The organism is Actinomyces gerencseriae DSM 6844 (assembly GCF_000429265.1).
GTDB classification, from domain to species: Bacteria; Actinomycetota; Actinomycetes; order Actinomycetales; family Actinomycetaceae; genus Actinomyces; species Actinomyces gerencseriae.
Window position 1 is genome coordinate 210,658 of sequence record NZ_KE386873.1, and the last position, 18,243, is coordinate 228,900.

The following is an 18,243-nucleotide window of genomic DNA, read 5'->3' on the forward strand; positions in this document are numbered from 1 at the left end:
GGCGGCGCGGTAGCCTGTCGTCATGCCGGTCCCGATCCGAATGACGAAGATCCATCACGCCTGCCTGACGATCGACGACGGGAGCACGAGGATCCTGCTCGATCCCGGGAAGTTCGGGCCCCGCCCGGGCCTGGACGGAGTCGACGCCGTGCTCATCACCCACCGGCACGTCGACCACCTCGACCCGGACCTCGTCGCGGAGGCGCTGCGTCGGGGAGTCCCCGTCTGGGCGCCGGGGGACGCGCTCGGGGACATCGGTGATCTCGACGGCGTCGGGGCCGGCGGCCCGCACGAGGCGGTTCCGGGCGCGGCACTGCGCATCGGCTCCCTGTCCGTCCAGGTGGCCGGCGAGCGCCACGCCGAGCTGCACCCGACCCTTCCGGGCCCGGAGAACCGCGCCTACCTGATCGACGAGCGGGTGCTCGTCACCGGCGACGAGCACCCGGTCCCGCCGAGCCGTCCCACCACCCTGGTCACGCCCATCGACGCGCCCTGGCTGCGCGCCACCGACCTGATCCGCTACGTGCGCGACGTGCACCCCGAACTCGTCGTCGGCGTCCACGACGGCCTGCTCAACGCGGACGGGCTCTCGGTCGCCCGCCACGTGATCGACTCGCTGCGGGACGAGGGCGCGACCCGGGCCACCATGCTCTCCGACGGCGAGTCGATCGATATTCCCGGGTGACCGCGGGCTCGATGACGACCGCGCGTCCGGCCCCGGCCGGTGCCCGTGAGCGGAAGCCCGGATTCGGCGGCTGGGGGCAGCCGCCGGCTTCCCCGATGAACTTGCCCGAGGAGGAGCTGAAGGCCTCGGAGCCGGAGCGCCCCGACTCGCAGTCCCGGCCGCTCGGACCGATCTCGGTGCGGAGCTGAACCGATCTCGACACGGAACTCGACCGATCTCGACACGGAACTCGACCGATCTCGGCTACTCCCAGCGGAAGAGCCTCGCCGCGAGCGCGCCGCAGGCGATCCCGAAGCCCAGCAGGATCACGGCCGACCCCCAGTGCGCGCCCCATCCGTCACCGGCCCACAGGCCCTGACTGAGATAGGTGAGCTGGGTCAGCGGCGAGAAGCGGGCCGCCGAGCGCACCCCCTCAGGCAGAACGGCCAGCGGCACGGCGGCGCCGGAGGTGAAGATGAGCGGGTACAGCACGAGGTTGCCCACCCCCTGCGCCGCGCCCGGGGTCCGGAAGCGGGATGCCAGCAAGTAGCCCAGCGCCAGGAAGGCCGCCAGCCCGAGCAGGGTGGCCAGGAGCGTCCCGACCAGGGCGCCGACGGAGGCCGGGCGCACTCCGAAGCCGAGGATGACGACGGCGTACATCGCCGCGATCGAGGCGAAGGTGAGGACCAGCCGCGAGACGACGTCGGCCGCCAGGTAGGGGCCGGGCTGGAGCGGGGTGGCCCGGAAGCGCCGCAGCACCCCGGCACTGCGCTGGGAAGCCATGTCCACCGGCACCATGATGGCCGAGGTGATGGCGATGACGATGCCGGGGAAGGCGGTGAAGTTGGCCTCCAGGAAGCCCCTGCCGCCGAACTGCGGGGTGGGGTCGTTGCCGAAGATGAGGCCCATGACGATGATGAACACCGGGGCGAAGGCGAGGGAGAAGACGACGGTGACGGGGTCGCGCAGGGTCCGCAGGGCGGTGACCCGGCACAGCTGACGGAAGGCCTTCATGGGTCTCAGTCCTCCTCTCGCATCGAGCGGCCGGTCAGGGCGAGGAACACGTCCTCCAGGTCGGGGGCCGACACTCGCACGTCGCTCACGGTGGGGCCCGTCCTCTCGATCGCGTCGATGATCCGCTGCGGGAAACGCGTGCTCGTCGAGCGCAGCCGCACTCGGCAGTCGCGGACCGACACGTCGGAGACGCCCTCCAGGCCGTCCAGCACCGAGTCGGGCACGGGGCTGGACGTGCGCAGCCGGATCTCGGCGCCGCCGCCCAGGGAGGCGACCAGGTTCGGCACGGTGTCGAGGGCGATGAGGCGCCCGTGGTCGACGACGCCGACCCGGTCGCACAGGGCCTCCGCCTCGTCCATGTCGTGCGTGGTCATGAGGACCGTGGCGCCGCCCTCGCGGATGGAGCGGACCACGTCCCACATGGCCAGACGGGCCTGCGGGTCGAGAGCCGTGGTGAGCTCGTCGAGGAAGACGAGCTCGGGCCGGTTGATCAGAGCCAGGGCGATGAACACGCGCTGCCGCTGGCCGCCGGAGAGCTTCTCGACGTAGGCGTCCCGCTTCGCGGCGATCCCCAGCTCCTCCAGGAGCTCATCGGTATCGGCGGGGTGGTCGTACAGGGAGGCGAAGAGGCTCATCGCCTCGCGCACCTTGATCTTCGGCGGCAGCGCCGCCGTCTGCAGCTGAACCCCGATGCGGGTCCGCCAGGCCGGGGTCGGGTGCGCCGGATCGACGTCGAGCACGCGCACGCTTCCGCCGCTGGGGGTGCGCAGTCCCTCCAGGCACTCCAGGAGAGTGGTCTTGCCCGCCCCGTTCGGCCCGATCAGGCCGACGATCTCGCCCGGGCTCACCTCGAAGGAGACCCCATCGACGGCGACGAGCTCGCCGTAGGTCCTGGTCAGGTCGTCGACGACGATCGCCGGGTTCATCGCCCCTCCTCGGTGCGCGTCCAGGAGGTTGACGGCGATGCGCCGGGGCCCTCGAGAGGGTCGCCGGCCGAACCGGCGTCGCCGCTCGGGTCCTCGGTCGGCGGCGCCCCGGGCACCGTGCCCGACGTCGTACCCGGCACCGCGCCCGGCCCACTCGGCATCCGTCCGTCGAGAGTCGAGCGCACGAGCATCGCCAGGGGGTCGTCCGGAGCGCGCTCCAACAGGAGTCGCAGGGGGATGAGTGCCAGCCCCTGGGCCGGATCGGTCAGGACGACGAGCTGATCACCCGATTCGAGGCCGAGGTTCTTGCGGGCCTGCGCCGGGATGGCGACCTGTCCCCGCTGCCCGACGGTGACCGTTCCGAAGAAGCCCCGGCCATCGGGGCCGATATGGACGGGATTGCGCGGCACCATGGTTACTCCTGTCTCTCTCTGCCAGTAACTGGCATGTTCATCATGTATGACATGTAAAACATGCATTGCATCCAATGATGCACCCATTCCAGCGCAAAGGCAAGAGGAGAGGGGAGCGAGGGGAAGAGAGGGGGCGCCGGCGAGCGGACCCGGCGGTTCGGCGCTCCCCGAGTTCCGCGCGGTCGTACGCAGCAGCGCGCGGTCGTACCTTCCCGCGCCAGGTCGTACCTTAGAGGGCTTCTAAGGTACGACCGCGCGGACTCACGTACGACTTCGCGGCGGCGCGTACGACCGCGCGAGCCCGGGTACGACCGCGCGAGCCCGGGTACGACCACGCGAGCCCGAGTATGACCACGCGAGCCCGGGTACGACCGCGCGAGGCTCTCGCGGCAGCACAGCGCCGGACGGCCCGGTCCGGCGCTCAGTTCACGTCTCGCTCAGGGCCCGAGGACGCTCAGGGCCTGAGGATCTCGCCGTCGTCGCTGACCCGGGCGATGGCGATCCCGTGGCGGGGCGCGGTCAGGAGCAATCGGCTCACGAAGTCCCCGGCCCGGGGCCAGCTCACCGAGATGTACATGTACTGCGGAGCGAATCCGTAGTCGACGATGTACTCGTCGATACCGGGGCGGGCCTCGCATGTCGCGTCATCAACGGCGTCCGGGCCATTCAGAGCGGGGAAGTACCGGCGGAGCTCGCGGTACAGGGATCGCAGGGAGGGAGTCATCACCGCCGGTTCGAAGCCCGTCTCCAGCGGCTCGTCCCCCTCCCACCAGGCGGGGAAATCGGCGTCGGAGATGAAATCGGGCTCGAAGACGAGGATGTCGTAGCTCATGGTGCTGCTCCTCGGCGGATGCAAGAGGCGGATGGATGGTCGGCGGACGGGATCGGAGGCGAACCCGGGTCGGAGGCGGATGCGACGGCGACGTTCGTGCGCGCGTCGGTGGACGTGACGCGGTCCCGAGTCGGCGGATGCGGCGCGGGACGGGAAGCGCGTCGAGGAGGGCCTCCACGACGCGGTCCCGGATCAGACGCGGACGCGGCGCAAGAGCTCGGGACTCGGCAGGGCGCCGTCCAGGACGTAGTCGCGGAAGAAGGGCACGGCCTGCTCCCCGGTGAGGATCTCCTCGGGATGGAGCCTCGTGGTGTAGGTGGACCCGCCGCCGACGTCCCAGGACAGCTCGACCCAGGCCTCGGGGTCCTGGACCGGTTCGCGCGCCACGACGTAGTGCACGTGGCCCTCCTCGTCCGTCACTCTCGCCTCCAGGGTCAGGTCCGTGCAACGCCCTCCGACCTGCATGTAGGTGCTGACAGCGGGATCATCGCCGTCGACCTCGGTGATGTTGTCGGCCCCCTCGGGCAGGGCCCACACCCCGCAGGAGAAGAAGGTTCTTCCGTCCAGGACGCGCGGGTCGGTGAGGCAGCGGGTGAGCTCGGCGAGCACCGACTCGGGAGTCTGCTCCCAGTCGAAGCCGTCGCTGAAGCCCAGCTCGAGCCCGACGGTCCACGTGGCGAATCTCCTGGCCATAGTCGCTCGACAACCTCTCACTTCTCATCCCTCGGTCGTCCGAGAACCGCTCGGGCGACGACGTCGGCAGGACCGGAGCGCCGGCCCGGTCGGGCATCGCGCGGACGACGCGCCCGCCCGCGGGTGGCCCTAGACTAGCGCCGCCCCGTCGTCGACCCGCAGGAGCCGCACCCATGGACCCCTCCCCCGCATCCCTGCGCTCCCGCGTCACCGTGGCCCTGGGCCGAGCCGCCCGCCTGGTGTCCCGCCTGCGCGGTGGCGGCTCGGGCGGAACCGCGCTGCCCGGTCTCGTCGTCGAGAAGATCGACCCCGGGTTCCTGGCTCGCACCCTGGACAGGCTGCCCATGGGCGTGATCGTCGTGTCGGGCACCAACGGCAAGACGACGACGACGAAGATGGTCGTCCAGCTCCTGCGCGAGCAGGGGTTGAAGGTGCTGACCAACCGCTCCGGGTCGAACTTCGTGCGCGGGGTGCTCGCCTCGCTGCTCACCGAGGTCGATGCGGGCGGCCGCCTGGACCACGACGTCGCCGTCCTGGAGCTCGACGAGGCCCACGCAGTGCGCTTCGTGCGGCTCGTCAAGCCCCGCCACGCCCTGCTGCTCAACGTCATGCGCGACCAGCTCGACCGCTTCGGGGAGATCGACTACACCGCCTCCCTTCTGCACAAGGTCGCCCTGGCGACCACCGGCTCCGTCGTCGTCAACGCCGACGACCCGCGCCTGGGCTCCGAGGGATTCACCGGGGACCTGACCGCCCACGTCGTCTCCTTCGGCGCCGGCGAGGCCCTGCGCGCCCTGTTCGTCTCCGACGACGACCTGCGCGCCGGGACGGCCCGGGCCGAGCGATCCGGGGCCGGCGACTCCGAGCCCGACGTCGGGGGCGCCCGTCCCGAGGGGACCCGGACCGACCCGCCCGAGCCCGCGGACACCGACCCGGCGTCCGCGCAGGGCCCTGACCCGTCCGGTCCCGCGAGCCCGGGGGCCTCGGCGCCTCCGACGCCGCGCGTGAGCCTGCAGTCGCTGAGCGGCCAGGACGCCGTCGTGCGCGTGGATGGCGCCGACCACGACGTGACCTTCACCATCCCCGGCATCCACAACCAGCTCAACGCCTGCGCGGCCCTGGCCGTCGCCCTGGAGGCGCTGGGCGACAGAGCGGACCTGCCGGGGCTGCTGACGACCCTCGCCCGCGTCCAGGCGGCCTTCGGGCGCGGCGAGGTCCTCGCCCTGGACGGCCGCGACGTGCAGCTCTCGCTCGTGAAGAACCCCGCGGGCTTCCGCATGGGACTGCTCACCGCCGCCGAGGCCGTGCGCTCCGGCGGCCCCGAGTCGGTCATGATCGCCATCAACGACGAGTACGCCGACGGCCGCGACATGTCCTGGCTGTGGGACGTCGAGTTCGCGGGCCTGCGCGCCGAGGGGGTCGCCGTGGTCACCGGGGTGCGCGCCTGGGACATGGCGCTGCGGCTGCGATACGACGAGGTGCCCGTGGGAACGGTCGAGCCCGACCTGACCAGGGCCGTGGCGCTCCTGCGCGAGGCCGCCGGGAAGGCCGATGACGGGGCGGGCCGCCCCATGCGCATCTTCACCACCTACACCGCCATGCTCGCCCTGCGCGCCCACCTGGCCGAGCTCACCGACGTCGAGGAGGCCCTGACATGAGCGAGCCGACCTACCCGCACGCCACCGAGGGCGCCGCCCGCGGGCGCCTGCGCCTGCTGCAGCTCTACCCGCGAGACATGAACATCTACGGCGACTGGGGCAACGCCCTGGTCCTGGCGCGCCGCGCGCAGTGGGCGGGCTACGACGTCGACCTGCTGTCCTACGACCCCGGCGACGAGCTCCCGGAGGACGTCGACCTCCTCGTGGGCGGCGGCGGCCAGGACTCCGGGCAGGAGCGCATCAAGGAGGACCTGACCGCCCGCGGCCCGCAGCTGCGCGCGTGGGCCCGCGACGGCATGCCCATGCTCGTCATCTGCGGGCTCTACCAGCTCTTCGGACGCCGCTTCGTCACCGGCACCGGCGGGCAGATCCCCGGCATCTCGATCTTCGACGCCGAGACCGTGGCCGGCAGCGGGCGCTTGATCGGGAACATCACCCTGGAGTCGAAGAGCTTCGGCAGGATCGTCGGCTACGAGAACCACTCCGGTCTGACGACGCTGGCCCCCGGGGTCGCGCCCTTCGGCCGCGTGCGCTCCGGGGACGGCAACAACGGCAGGGACGGGACCGAGGGCGCCCGTGCCGACCACGTCATCGGCACCTACCTGCACGGCTCCCTGCTGCCCAAGAACCCGGCCGTGGCCGACTGGCTCCTGGCCCGCGCCGTCGAGCGCGCCGGCGGGACGTGGGAGTCGGAGAGGCCGGGCGGGCTGGATGAGCGCGCCGACGCCTGGGCCGAGAGGGCCCGCAGGGTCGCCGCGAGCCGGCCGCGCTGAGATCGCCTCGGCTCAGCGGCGCCGCACCCGGCGAGCTTCCGGTTCCGCGCACTCATTCGTGGTAACTTCCGGTTCTGCCCACTCGTTCGAGGCTCGTGGAGGCCGTCCATGTCCGAATCCATCGCACACCAACCGCACGCAGAGGTGCTCACCGGCCCGGACGCCGAGCAGGAGCTCAGCGGGATGGGACTGGCAGTCGCTCCCTTGTCCCGCGCGTGCGTCGAAGGGCTGCGGACCGCCGTCAATCAGCACTCGTCCTTCGAACCGAACATCGCCCTGGGGTTCTCCATCTGGGCGAAAATCGTGGGCTCGCTGCGCACCCTGCTCGACGAACGGGGGTGGCGATCCCACAACACCGCCAACGCCCCGCGGTCAGTCAACCCGGACGGCACGATGGCCATCGCGGCGATCGGTGGCGACGAGAACACCGCATGCGCGAGTTCCGATCCGAGCAATGCCCGCGCTCGTCGGAAGGGGTCGACGTTCGACGCTGAGGTCAAGAACAATGGGGAGGGAAGCAGCGCTCCCGGATTCACCCAGCCCTGCCTCGACCTCGCCCTAGGCGACCTGGGCGACGACGGCACTCGATTCAACGACTTGCGCACGTGGATGCTGCTCTACTTCTGGGACCGCAGGGCCGATGAGTTGCGTCTTGAGCTGTCGCTGCCGATCGCCTGCGAGGACGGTGTCGTCACCCGGTGGAAGACCCGCATCATTCTGCCCGCGCAGGACCTGTCGAGCCAGGATGATCTGCGCAGCAACGACGACGTGCCGTCGCCACCCGCGCAGGACGTGGACTTCGAGATCACCGCCATCTCATGACCCTGGAGCCCTCGCGAATCATCCTGGCGAGACAACGAGCGGGCCTGCCCAAGACCGCTCTGGCCCGAGCGGCGGGGGTCGCCCCGCGTACGGTGACGACCTGGGAGTCCAGAGGGGCCCCCTCATCACGGTTGAGCGACATCGCCGGCGCGACAGGAATGCCGGCCGAGTTCTTCTCCGGTGGAGTGATCGACCTGCTCGAGGAGGATCAAATCTTCTTCCGGGCACGACGACGCTCGCCCTCCGCCCTCCTGCACCGATCAGCGGCCTTCGGATCTCTCGGCATCGGGTTCTACGACTCCATTCGCCGGCGCTTCAGAACTCCTGCGCTCAGCATGCCCGAGGCGGAGCCGGGCGACTCTCCCCGACAGGCCGCGCGAGCCCTGCGCCTGGCCTGGAGAATGGGGATGGGACCCGCTCCCAACCTGGTCCAGCTGGCCGAGGCCCACGGTATCCGGGTCCTCGGCATCCCGCTGGCGGACGCCGCGGTCGATGCCTTCAGCTTCTGGGCGCCCGACGGACGCCCTTTCGTCTTCCTGTCCCGGATCAAGACGGCGGAGCGCTCGCGCTTCGACCTGGCTCACGAGATCGGTCACCTGGTGCTCCACTGCGACGTCACTGGAACCGGGGAGACCACCGACCGGGAGATCGAGCGCGAGGCCGATGTCTTCGCCGCCGAGCTCCTCCTGCCCACCGAGGCCCTGCGCGCCCGCGTCCGCGGCGCGCCCTCCATCGAGGACCTCATGAGGATCAAGAGCACCTACGGGGCCTCGGCCATGGCGGCCGCGCGCTCGATCCGCGACGCCGGCCTCCTGTCGGAGTGGGGCCATCGCCAACTGGTGGCGACGCTCACGTCACGAGGATTCCACACGGGCGAGCCGGGGAGCGCTCTGCCCTATGAGAAGTCGCGGGTCTTCAGCACGGTGCTGGAGCGCCTGAGGGCCGAGGGGGTCGCGGTGGCCGACTGGGCGAAGGGCATCGGTCTGCGGCCCGACGACGTCGCGGACTTCATGTTCGGGCAGGCTCTGCGCGCAGCGCCCGACGCCGACGCCGACGCCGCCTCCCCGCAAGATGTCTCCGGCGGTGGCGCTTTTCCACCGGCCCGGCCGAGCCTCCGGGTTGTGACATAGGCGGGCGCCGGCCCGCGTGCTCGCCATTCCGTACTCACCCCGGTCCTCCCGGAGGACCCGGCAACATGCCGGGACCATCCCCCATCGAGGCCTCTCTCCTCTAGGCTCAACGCATGGCGACTCCCGAATTCCGGAGTGGGGGCGGGTGGTGACCGCCCAGTGGCCCCACTGGGCGGTGGCGACCACGGGCGGCGACGGGAGCCCTCCCAGGGGCCATGGCCAGAGGATGGGCTCGGTCCTTCGTGCGGCTGTTCAATCCGTCCACCGTCGTCGCGATCCTCGTGCTCTTCGCCTACGCCCTCCAGTGCATGTCCACGGCCGCAGCGATGCACTGCGACACCGCCACCCGGAAATAGCCGGCCATCGCCTGCACCTGCATGCTCATCATCACCTGGGTCATGGCGGCGCCCCGCACGCTCGTCGCCGTGTTCATATGATTGAAACGATGACCGGACACGCGACAGGACGTTCAGGAGGGGTGGGGCAGCCGTGCCCGTCGTTCCCACGCACCCGGTGACCACGCCGGACCCCGACGTGCTGCGGTGGGTCGTCCCCGACGGCCTGCTGCCCTTCACCGGGGAGGTGGCCCGTGCACCGGCTCTGCTTCAGGCCCTCATTGATGACGGCACCCTGAGCTCCGTGCGGGTCGACGGCGGCGCGGTGCTCACCCTCCTGGGGACCGGCCGCAGCTGGCGCCAGGAGGGGGCCCGGGTGCGCAGTGCGCTGGTGGACGCCCTGGGCGCCCCGGGCTCCTGGGAGGGCAGGCAGGCGGCCCGCGCCTCCGGGCCCGACGACGCCCTGGAGTCCGCCGCCCGGCAGATCGCGAGCGGCTCACTGGGGTCCTTCGTCAACAGCCACGGCGGTTCGCTCGTCGTGCGCTCGGTGCGCGACGGCGTCGTCGAGATCTCCATGGAGGGCGCCTGCGACGACTGCCCGGCCGCCGAGATCACGATGCATGCGCGCTTCGAGCACCTGCTGCGGCGCCGCTGCCCCTGGCTGGTCGAGGTCCGCCGGGTCGAGGGGTAGGGGGTATCGCCTCGTCGCCGCGCCGGGCCCGCCCCTCCTTCGCCGAGCCGGGAGGATGTCGCGCAGCCCCACCGTTGCCCGTTGCGCTTCGCGACGTTCACCCGGTTCAAGGCTGCGGGGCTCGATGTGCACCGTGGTCAGGGCAGGGGCGGCCAGAGCGCCGGAGAGCGACGCAAGATCGACCTGAGCCGTGTCAGAGAGACCAGATAGCCTGACGATAGAGAAGCCTCACCTTAAACTGATGTGGACGATGCGCATCGTCCGCATCGAGACCTAGGGCGGAACAGGACTCCGAGGAACTCCGACGATATCCGAGGACATCATGGCGACAGCAGTCTCACAGCACAGCACATCGGCCTCCACCGGCACCACGAGCACCCCGCCTCCGGCGGAAAGATTCCTCTCCGACCTGCGTGTGGGCACCACGAGTCGCGTGGTCGGCCTTGTGGAGGACACGGCCAGCGGCCCCATCATCAGGCGGCTGAGCAACTTGGGCTTCGTCCCCGGCAGGGTCGTCACCCCGTTGCGCCGCGCCCCACTGGGCGACCCGGTCGTCTACCGCGTCGCCGACTACGAGCTGTGCCTGCGCCACCACGAGGCCCGCATCGTCCGGGTCGAGACCATCACCGAGGCCGACGACGCCGTCGAGGCCGCGGCGGAGTCCGCCACAGCGGCCGAGGCGGAGACGGGAGAGACGGTCCCCTTCACCGAGCCGGTCGCCGAGCCCGCGCGAGAGGGGCAGCGTCAATGAGCGACCACTGCGCCGCCCACGAGGTCCCCGGCGCCCCGGACTGCCACTGCGGTTCCTCCAGCTCCAAGACGCTGGTGGCCGGGGCTCGGCGCATCGCTCTGGCCGGAGCCCCCAACGCCGGCAAGACCTCCATCTACAACGCCCTGACCGGCCTGCACGCCAAGACCGGCAACTACCCGGGCGTCACCGTCACCCGGTCACTGGGGACCTGCCGGATCGGCGGGACCGACCTGACGATCGAGGACCTGCCGGGCGCCTACTCCCTGGACCCGATCAGTCCCGACGAGCAGGTGGTGCGCGACGTCCTCACCGACGCCTCGCAGGCCGTCTCCGTCCCCGACGCCCTGGTGGTCGTCGTCGATGCCACGACGCTGCGGCGAGGGCTGAACTTCGTGGCCGAGGCCCTCGCCCTGGACCTGCCCACCTGCCTGGTGGTCACCATGACCGATGAGCTCAGCCGCCGCACCGGGAGACTCGACGTCGAGGCCCTGGGCCAGGCCCTGGGCATCCCGGCCGTACGGGTGGTCGGCAACCGGGGCATCGGCATGCCCGATCTGCGCGAGCGTCTCACCGAGATCGCCGACTGGCAGCACCCGCCGCTGCCGCCGCCCACCGACCCCGGTGAGGTCGCCTCCTGGGCCGACTCGATCCTGATCGCCGCCGACTACGAGGCGCCCCAGCAGGACCGCACCACGGCCGCCGTCGACCGGGTACTGCTCCACCCGGTCCTGGGCTCCCTGGTGTTCTTCGCCATCATGTACGTCTTCTTCCAGGCCATCTTCTCCTGGGCCGAGCCCTTCAAAGGAGCCATCGAGGACGGCTTCGGAGCGCTGGGGACCGTGGTGCACGGCTGGCTCGACGACTCCCACCCCCTGCTGGCCGGGCTCGTGGGCGACGGCCTCATCGGGGGCGTGGGCTCGGTGCTCACCTTCATCCCCCAGATCATCACCATGTTCCTCATCATCGCCGTCCTGGAGGGCGTGGGGTACATGTCGCGAGCGGCCTTCCTCATGGACAAGATCATGAGCCGGGCCGGGCTGGAGGGGCGGGCCTTCGTGGCGCTACTGTCCTCGTTGGCCTGCGCGATCCCCGGGATCATGGCCACCCGCACGCTTCCCAGTGCCAAGGACCGGGTGGCCACGATGCTGGCCGCCCCGCTCATGACCTGCTCGGCGCGCCTGCCCGTCTACGTCCTGCTCACCTCCATCATGGTGCCCGGCGACGCCAGGATCGGGCCCCTGGGAGCGCGCGGCACCGTCATGTTCGCGCTCTACCTGCTGGGCGCGGTCTCCGCGATGGCGGCCGCCTGGGTGGTCAAGCGCCTCACCGACCGCGGCGGGGTGCTCCTGCCCTTCTACATGGAGATGCCGCCCTACCGGCTGCCGCGGCCACGCGCCGTCGCGCTCATGGTGTGGGACGCCTGCAAGGGCTTCGTGAAGAAGGCCGGCACGATCATCACCCTGACCACCATCATCCTGTGGGTGCTGCTCAACGTCCCCATGCGCTCCGAGGAGCAGTTCAGTGCCCACTGCGCCGCCAACGCCGAGTGCGCATCCGTAGCAGCAGCGGTGGAGGAGCCGTCGTCGTCCACCGTCAAGGGCGACGACGGCGAGACCGTCACCGACCCCGAGGAGCTGGACAAGCTGCTGGAGGCCCAGAAGACCTCCTACACGATGGACAACTCCTGGGCCGCCAAGGGGGGCAAAGCGGTCCAGCCGGTCCTCGAGCCACTCGGCTTCGACTGGCGCATCAACGTCGCGGTGCTCTCCTCACTGGCCGCACGCGAGACCTTCGTGGCCACACTCGGCCAGATCGCAGCCGCCGAGGACCCCGAGGAGCCCAGCGCCCACCTGGCCACCATGACCTACCAGCAGGACACGCTGACCAACAAGGCCGGCGACAAGCTGTTCAGCCCCGCCACGATCGCGGCAATCCTCGTGTTCTTCGTCTACGCCCTCCAGTGCATGGCCACGGCCGGCGCGATGCGCCGCGAGACCGGCACCTGGAAATGGCCGATCATCGCCTACACCTACATGCTCGTCACCGCCTGGATCATGGCCGCGATCACGCGGTTCATCGTCGCCATGCTCGTGTAGGCGGGCGGGGACGGCGAAGCCGACCGTCTAGGCTCGACGCATGGCGACTCCCGAGTTCATCGTGTCCCTGCGGCAGAAGATCGGCCACGAGCAGCTGTGGCTTCCCGGCGTGAGTATCACCGTCGTCGACGACGCCGGCCGCCTCCTGCTGGGGCGGCGGACCGACAACGGGCAGTGGGCCGTGGTCTCCGGCATCCCCGAGCCCGGCGAGCAGCCCGCGACGGCGATCCGGCGCGAGTGCCTGGAGGAAACCGGCGTGGACGTCGAGATCCTGGCCCTCATCGGCGTGGAGGCCGGTCAACCGATCTCCTTCCCCAACGGCGACAACTGCGTCTTCATGGACATCAACTTCGTAGGACGGCCCCGCCCCGGCACGACGGCGCGCGCTCACGTGGCCGACGACGAGTCCACCCACGTGGGCTGGTTCCGCCCCGACTCGCTCCCCGAGCCCCTGTCGGACTCCAGCGCCGCCCGAATCGAAGCGGGCCTGACCTGGCTGGCCGACCCGGTACCAGGAGCCCGCTTCCACCCCGCGTTCTGACAGCGATTCCGAGGACTTCACCGTCTCCACCGACTCGACCGCCCCACTGTCTCCGCTGCCTCCGCCAACGGCCCGCTCTGAGGCGCCGCACCGCGGCATGATTCTGGTATGACTCAGAAGATTGCGGTGAGCCTGCCGGACGAGCAGGTCGTCTCGATTCGCCGTGCGGTCGAGCAGGGCAGGGCCCCATCGGTGTCGGGATTCATCAGCGCAGCGGTCGCTCGCGTGCAACGGGAGGACGACCTCGCACAGCTGCTGGACGACCTTGATCGCGAGCCCGGCCCCGCGTGGACGCCGCAGACATGGCCTGGGCGGACAAGGCGCGGGGGCGGCTGTCGCAAGCACCACCCGCCCCCGCCGTTTCCGGCCGCAAGAAGGGCGAGGAGGCGGCGGTCAGGCCTCGGGCACCTCGATGCCGACGCGCCGCAGGCCCTCGGCCTGCTCGCTGCCGGGGTCCAGGGGCCTGGCGGCGGTGAGGACGACGCGCACGCCCTCGGGGGTGATGACCTCGACCTCGCAGGAGTTCCACGGGGTGACGCGCGGGCCGGTGACGCTGCCCGGCCGACGCTGCTCGCAGGCCTTGGCGATCTCATCGATCTGGGGCAGGACGCAGGCGAAGCTGACGCTCATCGAGGGGACGGAGGCCAGGGAGGGCTCCTGCGGGGCCGGCACCAGGAGAACGTCCTGGAAGGCCCAGCGGCGCAGATGCACGAGCCGGCCGGGAATGCTGAACAGGGTGAAGAAGCCCAGTGCCTCCGTCCAGAAGTCGACCGAGGCGTCCAGGTCCGACGTCGGGACGGTGATGAACATCGGCATGCCGTAGATGCCGCGGAAGGGCTCGGGCGGTTGGGCGTCCTCACTGGGCGTGGGAACGGGGCTCATCTCGAATGCGTTGAAAGTGCTCATGCGCGCAGCCTCATCCCTCACGCCACGTGAGGGTCAAGACAGATCCGAGTTGCGGTTCCATCTACCCACCACCGCTGCCGACGGCCCTACAGCGGGGCGGCATCATAACGGCATCATCGCGGAGGCGACGAGGTTGCTGCGCGGCAGCGGCTCGTCGCGGCCGAGCGCCCGGCACCAGTCATCGGTGGTGGCCACCGCCGCCCAGTTGGAGTGCAGCAGCGCCATGAGCGCGGTGTGCACCGTGCGGGCATCCGCCCTTCCGGCGCAGTTGCGCAGGTTGATGGCGCCGACGGCGTCGGAGAGCACCTCCGTCGTCAGGCCGATCGTCTCGCCCCAGGCCGCTGAGGCCAGGATGCAGTTGTTCGCCATGAACCCGACGAGCGTCACGGTGTCGACGCCCTGCTCGTGCAGCCACGCGGCGAGGTCTGTTCCCGCGTAGACCGACCCGCGGCGCTTGACGACGCGCTTCCACTGCGGGGTCCGCCGGCGCTCGATGCCCGGGCAGAGCTCGAAGCCCTTCCCGCCGGGGGCGAGGATCGCGCCGCCGGGCGGGCCGGCGTGCTGCACGCAGGCCACCGGGAGTCCGGCGTGCTCGGCGGCGTCGAGTGCCCGCTCGATCCGCTCCAGGCAGTCGCTCAGGCGCGGGTGGCGGATGCGCAGCGGCAGGTGGGCGTACTCGTTCTGCACATCGACGAGGACAAGCGCCCGGCGAGGGACGGTTCGGACTAGTTCATCGAGATCAGTCACGGTGTCTCCAGAGGAGCGCGCGTCGGCGCGGTGGTTGCATCGTCCCGCCCAGGATGTGCGAACGGACCGCCACCCACCAGTGGCGCATATGCTATTCACCGATGAATTCACGCCAATCGGCTCGGTGCGCGCCCAGCACCTGTCGGACTCCGAGTCGAACCGGGACCGTTCGGGGAGGCCGTATGCGCATCGCCGTCCACGCCTTCGACGGCGTCACCATGTTCCATCTGTCGATCCCCCAGATGGTCTTCGGCACCGTGAGCCGGCTGGGTCTGGCCAACTGGCGGGTCTCGCTGTTCACCACCGACCTCGAGCCGGCGCCATCCACTGGGGACTCGACGGACTCCGCGTGCACGGACCGCACCGACCCGGCGCAACCGTCGGACCCGGCAACCCCGGCGGCCTCGCCTCCCTCCGCCTCCATCCGCACCTCGGAGGGCTACGTCCTCAGCGGCCTGGGCGGTCCGGACCTGGCGGGGGAGGCCGACGTCGTCGTGGTCCCGGCGTGGTTCGCAGACGGGCGTCCCGCGGGACGACGCCTGCGCTCACTGCTGAAGGCGGCGCACGCCCGGGGCGCGAGCGTCGTCGGCCTGTGCCTGGGGGCGATCCCGCTGGCCGAGGCAGGCCTCATCGGCGAGCGCCGGGCGGTGACGCACTGGCGGGCCTTCGAGCCGCTGGCGCGCGAGTACCCGGAGATCGCGCTGGACGAGTCGGTCCTGTACGTCGACCACGGCGACGTCCTGACCTCGGCGGGTGCGGCGTCGGGCCTGGACGCCTGCCTCCACCTGGTGCGCACGCGTCTGGGCGCGCAGGCCGCCAACAAGGTCGCGCGCCAGCTCGTCATCGCACCGCATCGCGAGGGCGGACAGGCCCAGTACATCGAGCGGCCGGTGCCGCGGCACGCCGACGACGCCCCGATCGGCCGCACGGCGGCCTGGGCGCTGGAGCACCTGGACGAGCCGCTGCCGGTGGAGCGGCTGGCGAGGACGGCGCGGATGAGCACCCGCTCCTTCATCCGCGCCTTCCGGGAGGCGACCGGCGCCGCGCCGGCGGCCTGGGTGCGCGCCCAGCGGGTGCGCGAGGCGCAGCGCCTCCTGGAGAGCACGGATCTGGCGGTCGAGCAGGTGGCCCCGGCCTGCGGCTTCGGCAGCGCCGTCACCATGCGGCAGGCCTTCGCCCGGGCGCTCGGCACGACGCCGTCGGCCTACCGACGCCGCTTCCGCGCCGCTTCTCCCGACCCCGCCGGCGGACGGGATCACTCCACGGGCGGCTCGACGACGAGCGGAGCCTCGTCCGGCGCCCGCACCTCGGCCCGGGGCGTCGGCTCCAGGCCGAGGCTCACGTGCAGCCTCTCCCCCCGCTCCCCCACGGCGTCGTAGGCGAGCCGCGGGTTGTCCAGGGACGTGACCTCGGTGCGGGCCCGCACGAGCCAGGGGTGGCGCCGCCGCAACCCGATGAGGTCCTGGTGGAGACGCAGCATCCAGGCGCCGTACGGGGCCAGGTCGGCCGGGGCGGCCGGCAGGGCGGGGCGGACCTCGTCGTCGCCGCCGAGGGTCTCGGTCTTGACCCCGCGGAAGGCCTGCTCGTCCCCGTAGTAGACGCTGGGCACGCCACCCACGGTCATGAGCAGGACGACGGCGAGGGCCGCCTTGGCGCCCCCGATGCGGCTGGCGACGCGGGTGACGTCGTGGTTGCCGACGAAGGTGGCCGGGGTGAAGGCCGCCATGAACTCGTTGTGACGCCTCAGGCACCAGTCGAGCTCGTAGAAGTTGACGTCGGCCAGCGAGCTCCAGATCGCCTTCCACAGCTCGTACTGGGTGACGGTGTCAACGGTGGAGGCGGCCACGAAGCCGGCGTAGTCGCCGTGGATGACCTCGCCCATGAACCAGGCGTCGGGGTGGCGCTCGCGCACGGCGGGCAGGACGCTCGCCCAGAAGGCGGGGTCGATGCCGTAGGCGGCGTCCAGTCTCCAGGCGCTCGCGCCGCGGTCGAGCCAGTGGGTCAGGATCCGCACGGCCAGGTCGCGGACCTCCGGCGAGCCGTGGTTGAGGGCGGCCAGCGACTCGTGCCCCTCGAAGGTGGCGTAGCCGGGGCCGGCCCGCCCACCGCTCTCCCCGCCGGCCGCGTCGTCGAAGCGGAAGAGGCCCCGCTCCCCTCCCCCGGCGCGGGCCGCCCGGAAGAGCGGGTGCTCGGTGCCGACGTGCCCGAGGACGCCGTCGAGCATGAGGGCAAGGCCGCGGGCGCGGCAGGCCTCGGCGAGGCGGTCGAAGGCGGCGTCGTCGCCCAGGCGGGGGTCGATGCGCAGGTGGTCGGTGGTGTCGTAGCCGTGGGTGGAGGAGGCGAAGACGGGGCCGAGCGACAGGCCGTTGGCACCGAGCTCGACGGCGTAGTCGAGCCAGGGCTCCAGGCGGTCCAGGCGAGCGGGGGCGCCCGTGCGACAGGGCCCGCTCTCCGCCAGCGGGTCGCCGGGCGCGGGGCGGATGGGGGCGCCGGTGGCGCCGAGGGGATAGACCTGCCACCAGATGACGCGGTCGGTCCAGTCGGGGGCTGCAGAACAGCTTATTCCAAGTGACTCACTAGCCATGCCTCCAAGGATGCCGCTGGACCCGCTAGCATGTCAAGATGCCGCCACGCACCGACAGGCGTCCGCGCCTGCGCATGGATCCCGCCGAGCGCCGCGAGCTCATCCTGTCCGCCGCGAGCCGCGCCTTCGCGAGCCGCCCGTACGAGGAGGTCTCGCTGGCCGAGATCGCCGAGGAAGCGCAGGCCTCCGAGGCCCTGGTGCACAAGTACTTCGCCAACAAGGCCGGCACCTACGCCCAGGTCCTCCAGCGAGCCGCCGACGAGCTCGCCGAGCGGACCAGACGGGCCGCCGACGCCCTGCCGGCCGGCTCCTCGGCGCGCGACCGGGTGCGCGCCTCGATCCTGACCTACCTGGACTTCATCGCGGAGCGCTCCCCCGGCTGGATGGCCTACCAGATCCTGGCCGGGCACGAGCCGGGCGAGGCCGCCCAGGTGCGTCAGGCGGCCCGAGAGTCGGCGGTCGAGGCGCTGGCCGACGTCGTCGGCGGCAGTCACGGGTACCGCGACGAGTTCGCCCTCTGGGGCTACCTGGGATTCCTCGACGACGCCTGCCTGCGGTGGGTGCGAGCCGGCTGCCCGGCCGAGCAGCGGCACAGCCTGGTCGATGCGGCGCTGGGCTGCCTGGAGGGGGCGCTGGGCGATTGGCGCGCCTGAGCGGGGCCGCTCAA

The 18,243-nt window shown here is 71.5% G+C and carries 19 protein-coding genes and 1 pseudogene; 11 read left to right on the top strand and 9 right to left on the bottom strand.

What is annotated here, in order from left to right; all coding sequences use genetic code 11:
• Positions 1–22 precede the first annotated feature (22 nt).
• A complete protein-coding gene (locus tag G448_RS0114015; RefSeq protein ID WP_026408488.1) occupies positions 23–685 on the top strand; it encodes an MBL fold metallo-hydrolase in 663 nt (220 codons plus the stop codon).
• A 243-nt stretch (positions 686–928) separates the two neighbouring features.
• Here the strand turns inward: G448_RS0114015 and G448_RS0114025 are convergent, their stop codons facing one another.
• The 5 genes from G448_RS0114025 to G448_RS0114045 all read right to left on the bottom strand — a co-directional run bounded on the left by G448_RS0114025 (position 929) and on the right by G448_RS0114045 (position 4,542).
• Positions 929–1,678 (bottom strand): ABC transporter permease, encoded by a 750-nt coding sequence (locus G448_RS0114025; RefSeq protein ID WP_026408490.1) that lies wholly within the window; start codon positions 1,676–1,678, stop codon positions 929–931.
• A 5-nt stretch (positions 1,679–1,683) separates the two neighbouring features.
• A complete protein-coding gene (locus G448_RS0114030; protein ID WP_026408491.1) occupies positions 1,684–2,604 on the bottom strand; it encodes an ABC transporter ATP-binding protein in 921 nt (306 codons plus the stop codon).
• The gene (locus G448_RS16860) at positions 2,601–3,017 is read right to left on the bottom strand and encodes an AbrB/MazE/SpoVT family DNA-binding domain-containing protein (protein ID WP_084436814.1); all 417 of its coding nucleotides are present in this window, start codon (positions 3,015–3,017) and stop codon (positions 2,601–2,603) included. The genes G448_RS0114030 and G448_RS16860 overlap by 4 nt, the downstream gene beginning before the upstream one ends.
• A 454-nt stretch (positions 3,018–3,471) precedes the next feature.
• The gene (locus G448_RS0114040; RefSeq protein ID WP_026408492.1) at positions 3,472–3,849 is read right to left on the bottom strand and encodes a hypothetical protein; all 378 of its coding nucleotides are present in this window, start codon (positions 3,847–3,849) and stop codon (positions 3,472–3,474) included.
• Between the two features lie 192 nt (positions 3,850–4,041).
• A complete protein-coding gene (locus G448_RS0114045) occupies positions 4,042–4,542 on the bottom strand; it encodes a hypothetical protein (protein WP_034495478.1) in 501 nt (166 codons plus the stop codon).
• 173 nt (positions 4,543–4,715) lie between these two features.
• Here G448_RS0114045 and G448_RS0114050 point away from each other — a divergent pair, with 173 nt between their 5' ends.
• The 4 genes from G448_RS0114050 to G448_RS0114065 all read left to right on the top strand — a co-directional run bounded on the left by G448_RS0114050 (position 4,716) and on the right by G448_RS0114065 (position 8,925).
• Positions 4,716–6,200 carry a Mur ligase family protein gene (locus G448_RS0114050; protein WP_026408494.1) on the top strand — a complete coding sequence of 495 codons (1,485 nt, stop codon included), beginning with the start codon at positions 4,716–4,718 and terminating at the stop codon, positions 6,198–6,200.
• Entirely contained in the window at positions 6,197–6,973 is a 777-nt protein-coding gene (locus G448_RS0114055; RefSeq protein WP_026408495.1) for a type 1 glutamine amidotransferase, read from the top strand. The genes G448_RS0114050 and G448_RS0114055 overlap by 4 nt, the downstream gene beginning before the upstream one ends.
• Before the next feature lie 108 nt (positions 6,974–7,081).
• The gene (locus tag G448_RS0114060; protein ID WP_026408496.1) at positions 7,082–7,795 is read left to right on the top strand and encodes a hypothetical protein; all 714 of its coding nucleotides are present in this window, start codon (positions 7,082–7,084) and stop codon (positions 7,793–7,795) included.
• On the top strand, positions 7,792–8,925 hold the full coding sequence (locus G448_RS0114065) for an XRE family transcriptional regulator (RefSeq protein WP_026408497.1): 1,134 nt from the start codon (positions 7,792–7,794) through the stop codon (positions 8,923–8,925). The genes G448_RS0114060 and G448_RS0114065 overlap by 4 nt, the downstream gene beginning before the upstream one ends.
• Before the next feature lie 292 nt (positions 8,926–9,217).
• On the opposite strand, the gene G448_RS18320 is transcribed toward G448_RS0114065, so the two are convergent.
• Positions 9,218–9,358, bottom strand: a complete 141-nt coding sequence (locus G448_RS18320; RefSeq protein WP_156911062.1) for a hypothetical protein — start codon at positions 9,356–9,358, stop codon at positions 9,218–9,220.
• A 56-nt stretch (positions 9,359–9,414) separates the two neighbouring features.
• On the opposite strand from G448_RS18320, the gene G448_RS0114075 reads away from it, so the two are divergent.
• From G448_RS0114075 to G448_RS0114090, 4 genes are all read left to right on the top strand, one after another.
• On the top strand, positions 9,415–9,951 hold the full coding sequence (locus G448_RS0114075) for a NifU family protein (protein ID WP_026408498.1): 537 nt from the start codon (positions 9,415–9,417) through the stop codon (positions 9,949–9,951).
• A 322-nt stretch (positions 9,952–10,273) separates the two neighbouring features.
• Positions 10,274–10,702: a FeoA family protein gene (locus tag G448_RS16865; protein ID WP_034495482.1), complete on the top strand. Its 429-nt coding sequence runs from the start codon at positions 10,274–10,276 to the stop codon at positions 10,700–10,702.
• Positions 10,699–12,798, top strand: coding sequence for a ferrous iron transporter B (gene feoB, locus G448_RS0114085; RefSeq protein ID WP_026408499.1), 2,100 nt, complete (start codon positions 10,699–10,701; stop codon positions 12,796–12,798). Before G448_RS16865 ends, feoB begins: the two co-directional genes overlap by 4 nt.
• A 40-nt stretch (positions 12,799–12,838) precedes the next feature.
• Entirely contained in the window at positions 12,839–13,339 is a 501-nt protein-coding gene (locus G448_RS0114090; protein WP_026408500.1) for an NUDIX hydrolase, read from the top strand.
• A gap of 393 nt (positions 13,340–13,732) precedes the next feature.
• On the opposite strand, the gene G448_RS0114095 is transcribed toward G448_RS0114090, so the two are convergent.
• Entirely contained in the window at positions 13,733–14,245 is a 513-nt protein-coding gene (locus G448_RS0114095) for a VOC family protein (RefSeq protein WP_026408501.1), read from the bottom strand.
• Between the two features lie 102 nt (positions 14,246–14,347).
• Entirely contained in the window at positions 14,348–14,992 is a 645-nt protein-coding gene (locus G448_RS0114100) for an isochorismatase family protein (protein ID WP_026408502.1), read from the bottom strand.
• A 182-nt stretch (positions 14,993–15,174) separates the two neighbouring features.
• On the opposite strand from G448_RS0114100, the gene G448_RS17885 reads away from it, so the two are divergent.
• Positions 15,175–16,371, top strand: coding sequence for a GlxA family transcriptional regulator (locus tag G448_RS17885; RefSeq protein WP_026408503.1), 1,197 nt, complete (start codon positions 15,175–15,177; stop codon positions 16,369–16,371).
• A gap of 188 nt (positions 16,372–16,559) precedes the next feature.
• Here the strand turns inward: G448_RS17885 and G448_RS0114110 are convergent.
• A pseudogene (locus G448_RS0114110) lies at positions 16,560–17,576 on the bottom strand (alpha-amylase family glycosyl hydrolase); the annotation flags it as partial.
• Between the two features lie 38 nt (positions 17,577–17,614).
• Between G448_RS0114110 and G448_RS0114115 the strand changes: the two are divergent.
• A complete protein-coding gene (locus tag G448_RS0114115; protein ID WP_026408505.1) occupies positions 17,615–18,229 on the top strand; it encodes a TetR/AcrR family transcriptional regulator in 615 nt (204 codons plus the stop codon).
• Positions 18,230–18,243 lie beyond the last annotated feature (14 nt).

Bases quoted from the DNA above. Each gene is read 5' to 3' on its own strand.
- G448_RS0114015 (WP_026408488.1), top strand. From the start codon at position 23: ATGCCGGTCCCGATCCGAATGACGAAGATCCATCACGCCTGCCTGACG.
- G448_RS0114025 (WP_026408490.1), bottom strand. From the start codon at position 1,678: ATGAAGGCCTTCCGTCAGCTGTGCCGGGTCACCGCCCTGCGGACCCTG.
- G448_RS0114030 (WP_026408491.1), bottom strand. From the start codon at position 2,604: ATGAACCCGGCGATCGTCGTCGACGACCTGACCAGGACCTACGGCGAG.
- G448_RS16860 (WP_084436814.1), bottom strand. From the start codon at position 3,017: ATGGTGCCGCGCAATCCCGTCCATATCGGCCCCGATGGCCGGGGCTTC.
- G448_RS0114040 (WP_026408492.1), bottom strand. From the start codon at position 3,849: ATGAGCTACGACATCCTCGTCTTCGAGCCCGATTTCATCTCCGACGCC.
- G448_RS0114045 (WP_034495478.1), bottom strand. From the start codon at position 4,542: ATGGCCAGGAGATTCGCCACGTGGACCGTCGGGCTCGAGCTGGGCTTC.
- G448_RS0114050 (WP_026408494.1), top strand. From the start codon at position 4,716: ATGGACCCCTCCCCCGCATCCCTGCGCTCCCGCGTCACCGTGGCCCTG.
- G448_RS0114055 (WP_026408495.1), top strand. From the start codon at position 6,197: ATGAGCGAGCCGACCTACCCGCACGCCACCGAGGGCGCCGCCCGCGGG.
- G448_RS0114060 (WP_026408496.1), top strand. From the start codon at position 7,082: ATGTCCGAATCCATCGCACACCAACCGCACGCAGAGGTGCTCACCGGC.
- G448_RS0114065 (WP_026408497.1), top strand. From the start codon at position 7,792: ATGACCCTGGAGCCCTCGCGAATCATCCTGGCGAGACAACGAGCGGGC.
- G448_RS18320 (WP_156911062.1), bottom strand. From the start codon at position 9,358: ATGAACACGGCGACGAGCGTGCGGGGCGCCGCCATGACCCAGGTGATG.
- G448_RS16865 (WP_034495482.1), top strand. From the start codon at position 10,274: ATGGCGACAGCAGTCTCACAGCACAGCACATCGGCCTCCACCGGCACC.
- feoB (WP_026408499.1), top strand. From the start codon at position 10,699: ATGAGCGACCACTGCGCCGCCCACGAGGTCCCCGGCGCCCCGGACTGC.
- G448_RS0114090 (WP_026408500.1), top strand. From the start codon at position 12,839: ATGGCGACTCCCGAGTTCATCGTGTCCCTGCGGCAGAAGATCGGCCAC.
- G448_RS0114095 (WP_026408501.1), bottom strand. From the start codon at position 14,245: ATGAGCACTTTCAACGCATTCGAGATGAGCCCCGTTCCCACGCCCAGT.
- G448_RS17885 (WP_026408503.1), top strand. From the start codon at position 15,175: ATGCGCATCGCCGTCCACGCCTTCGACGGCGTCACCATGTTCCATCTG.
- G448_RS0114115 (WP_026408505.1), top strand. From the start codon at position 17,615: ATGCCGCCACGCACCGACAGGCGTCCGCGCCTGCGCATGGATCCCGCC.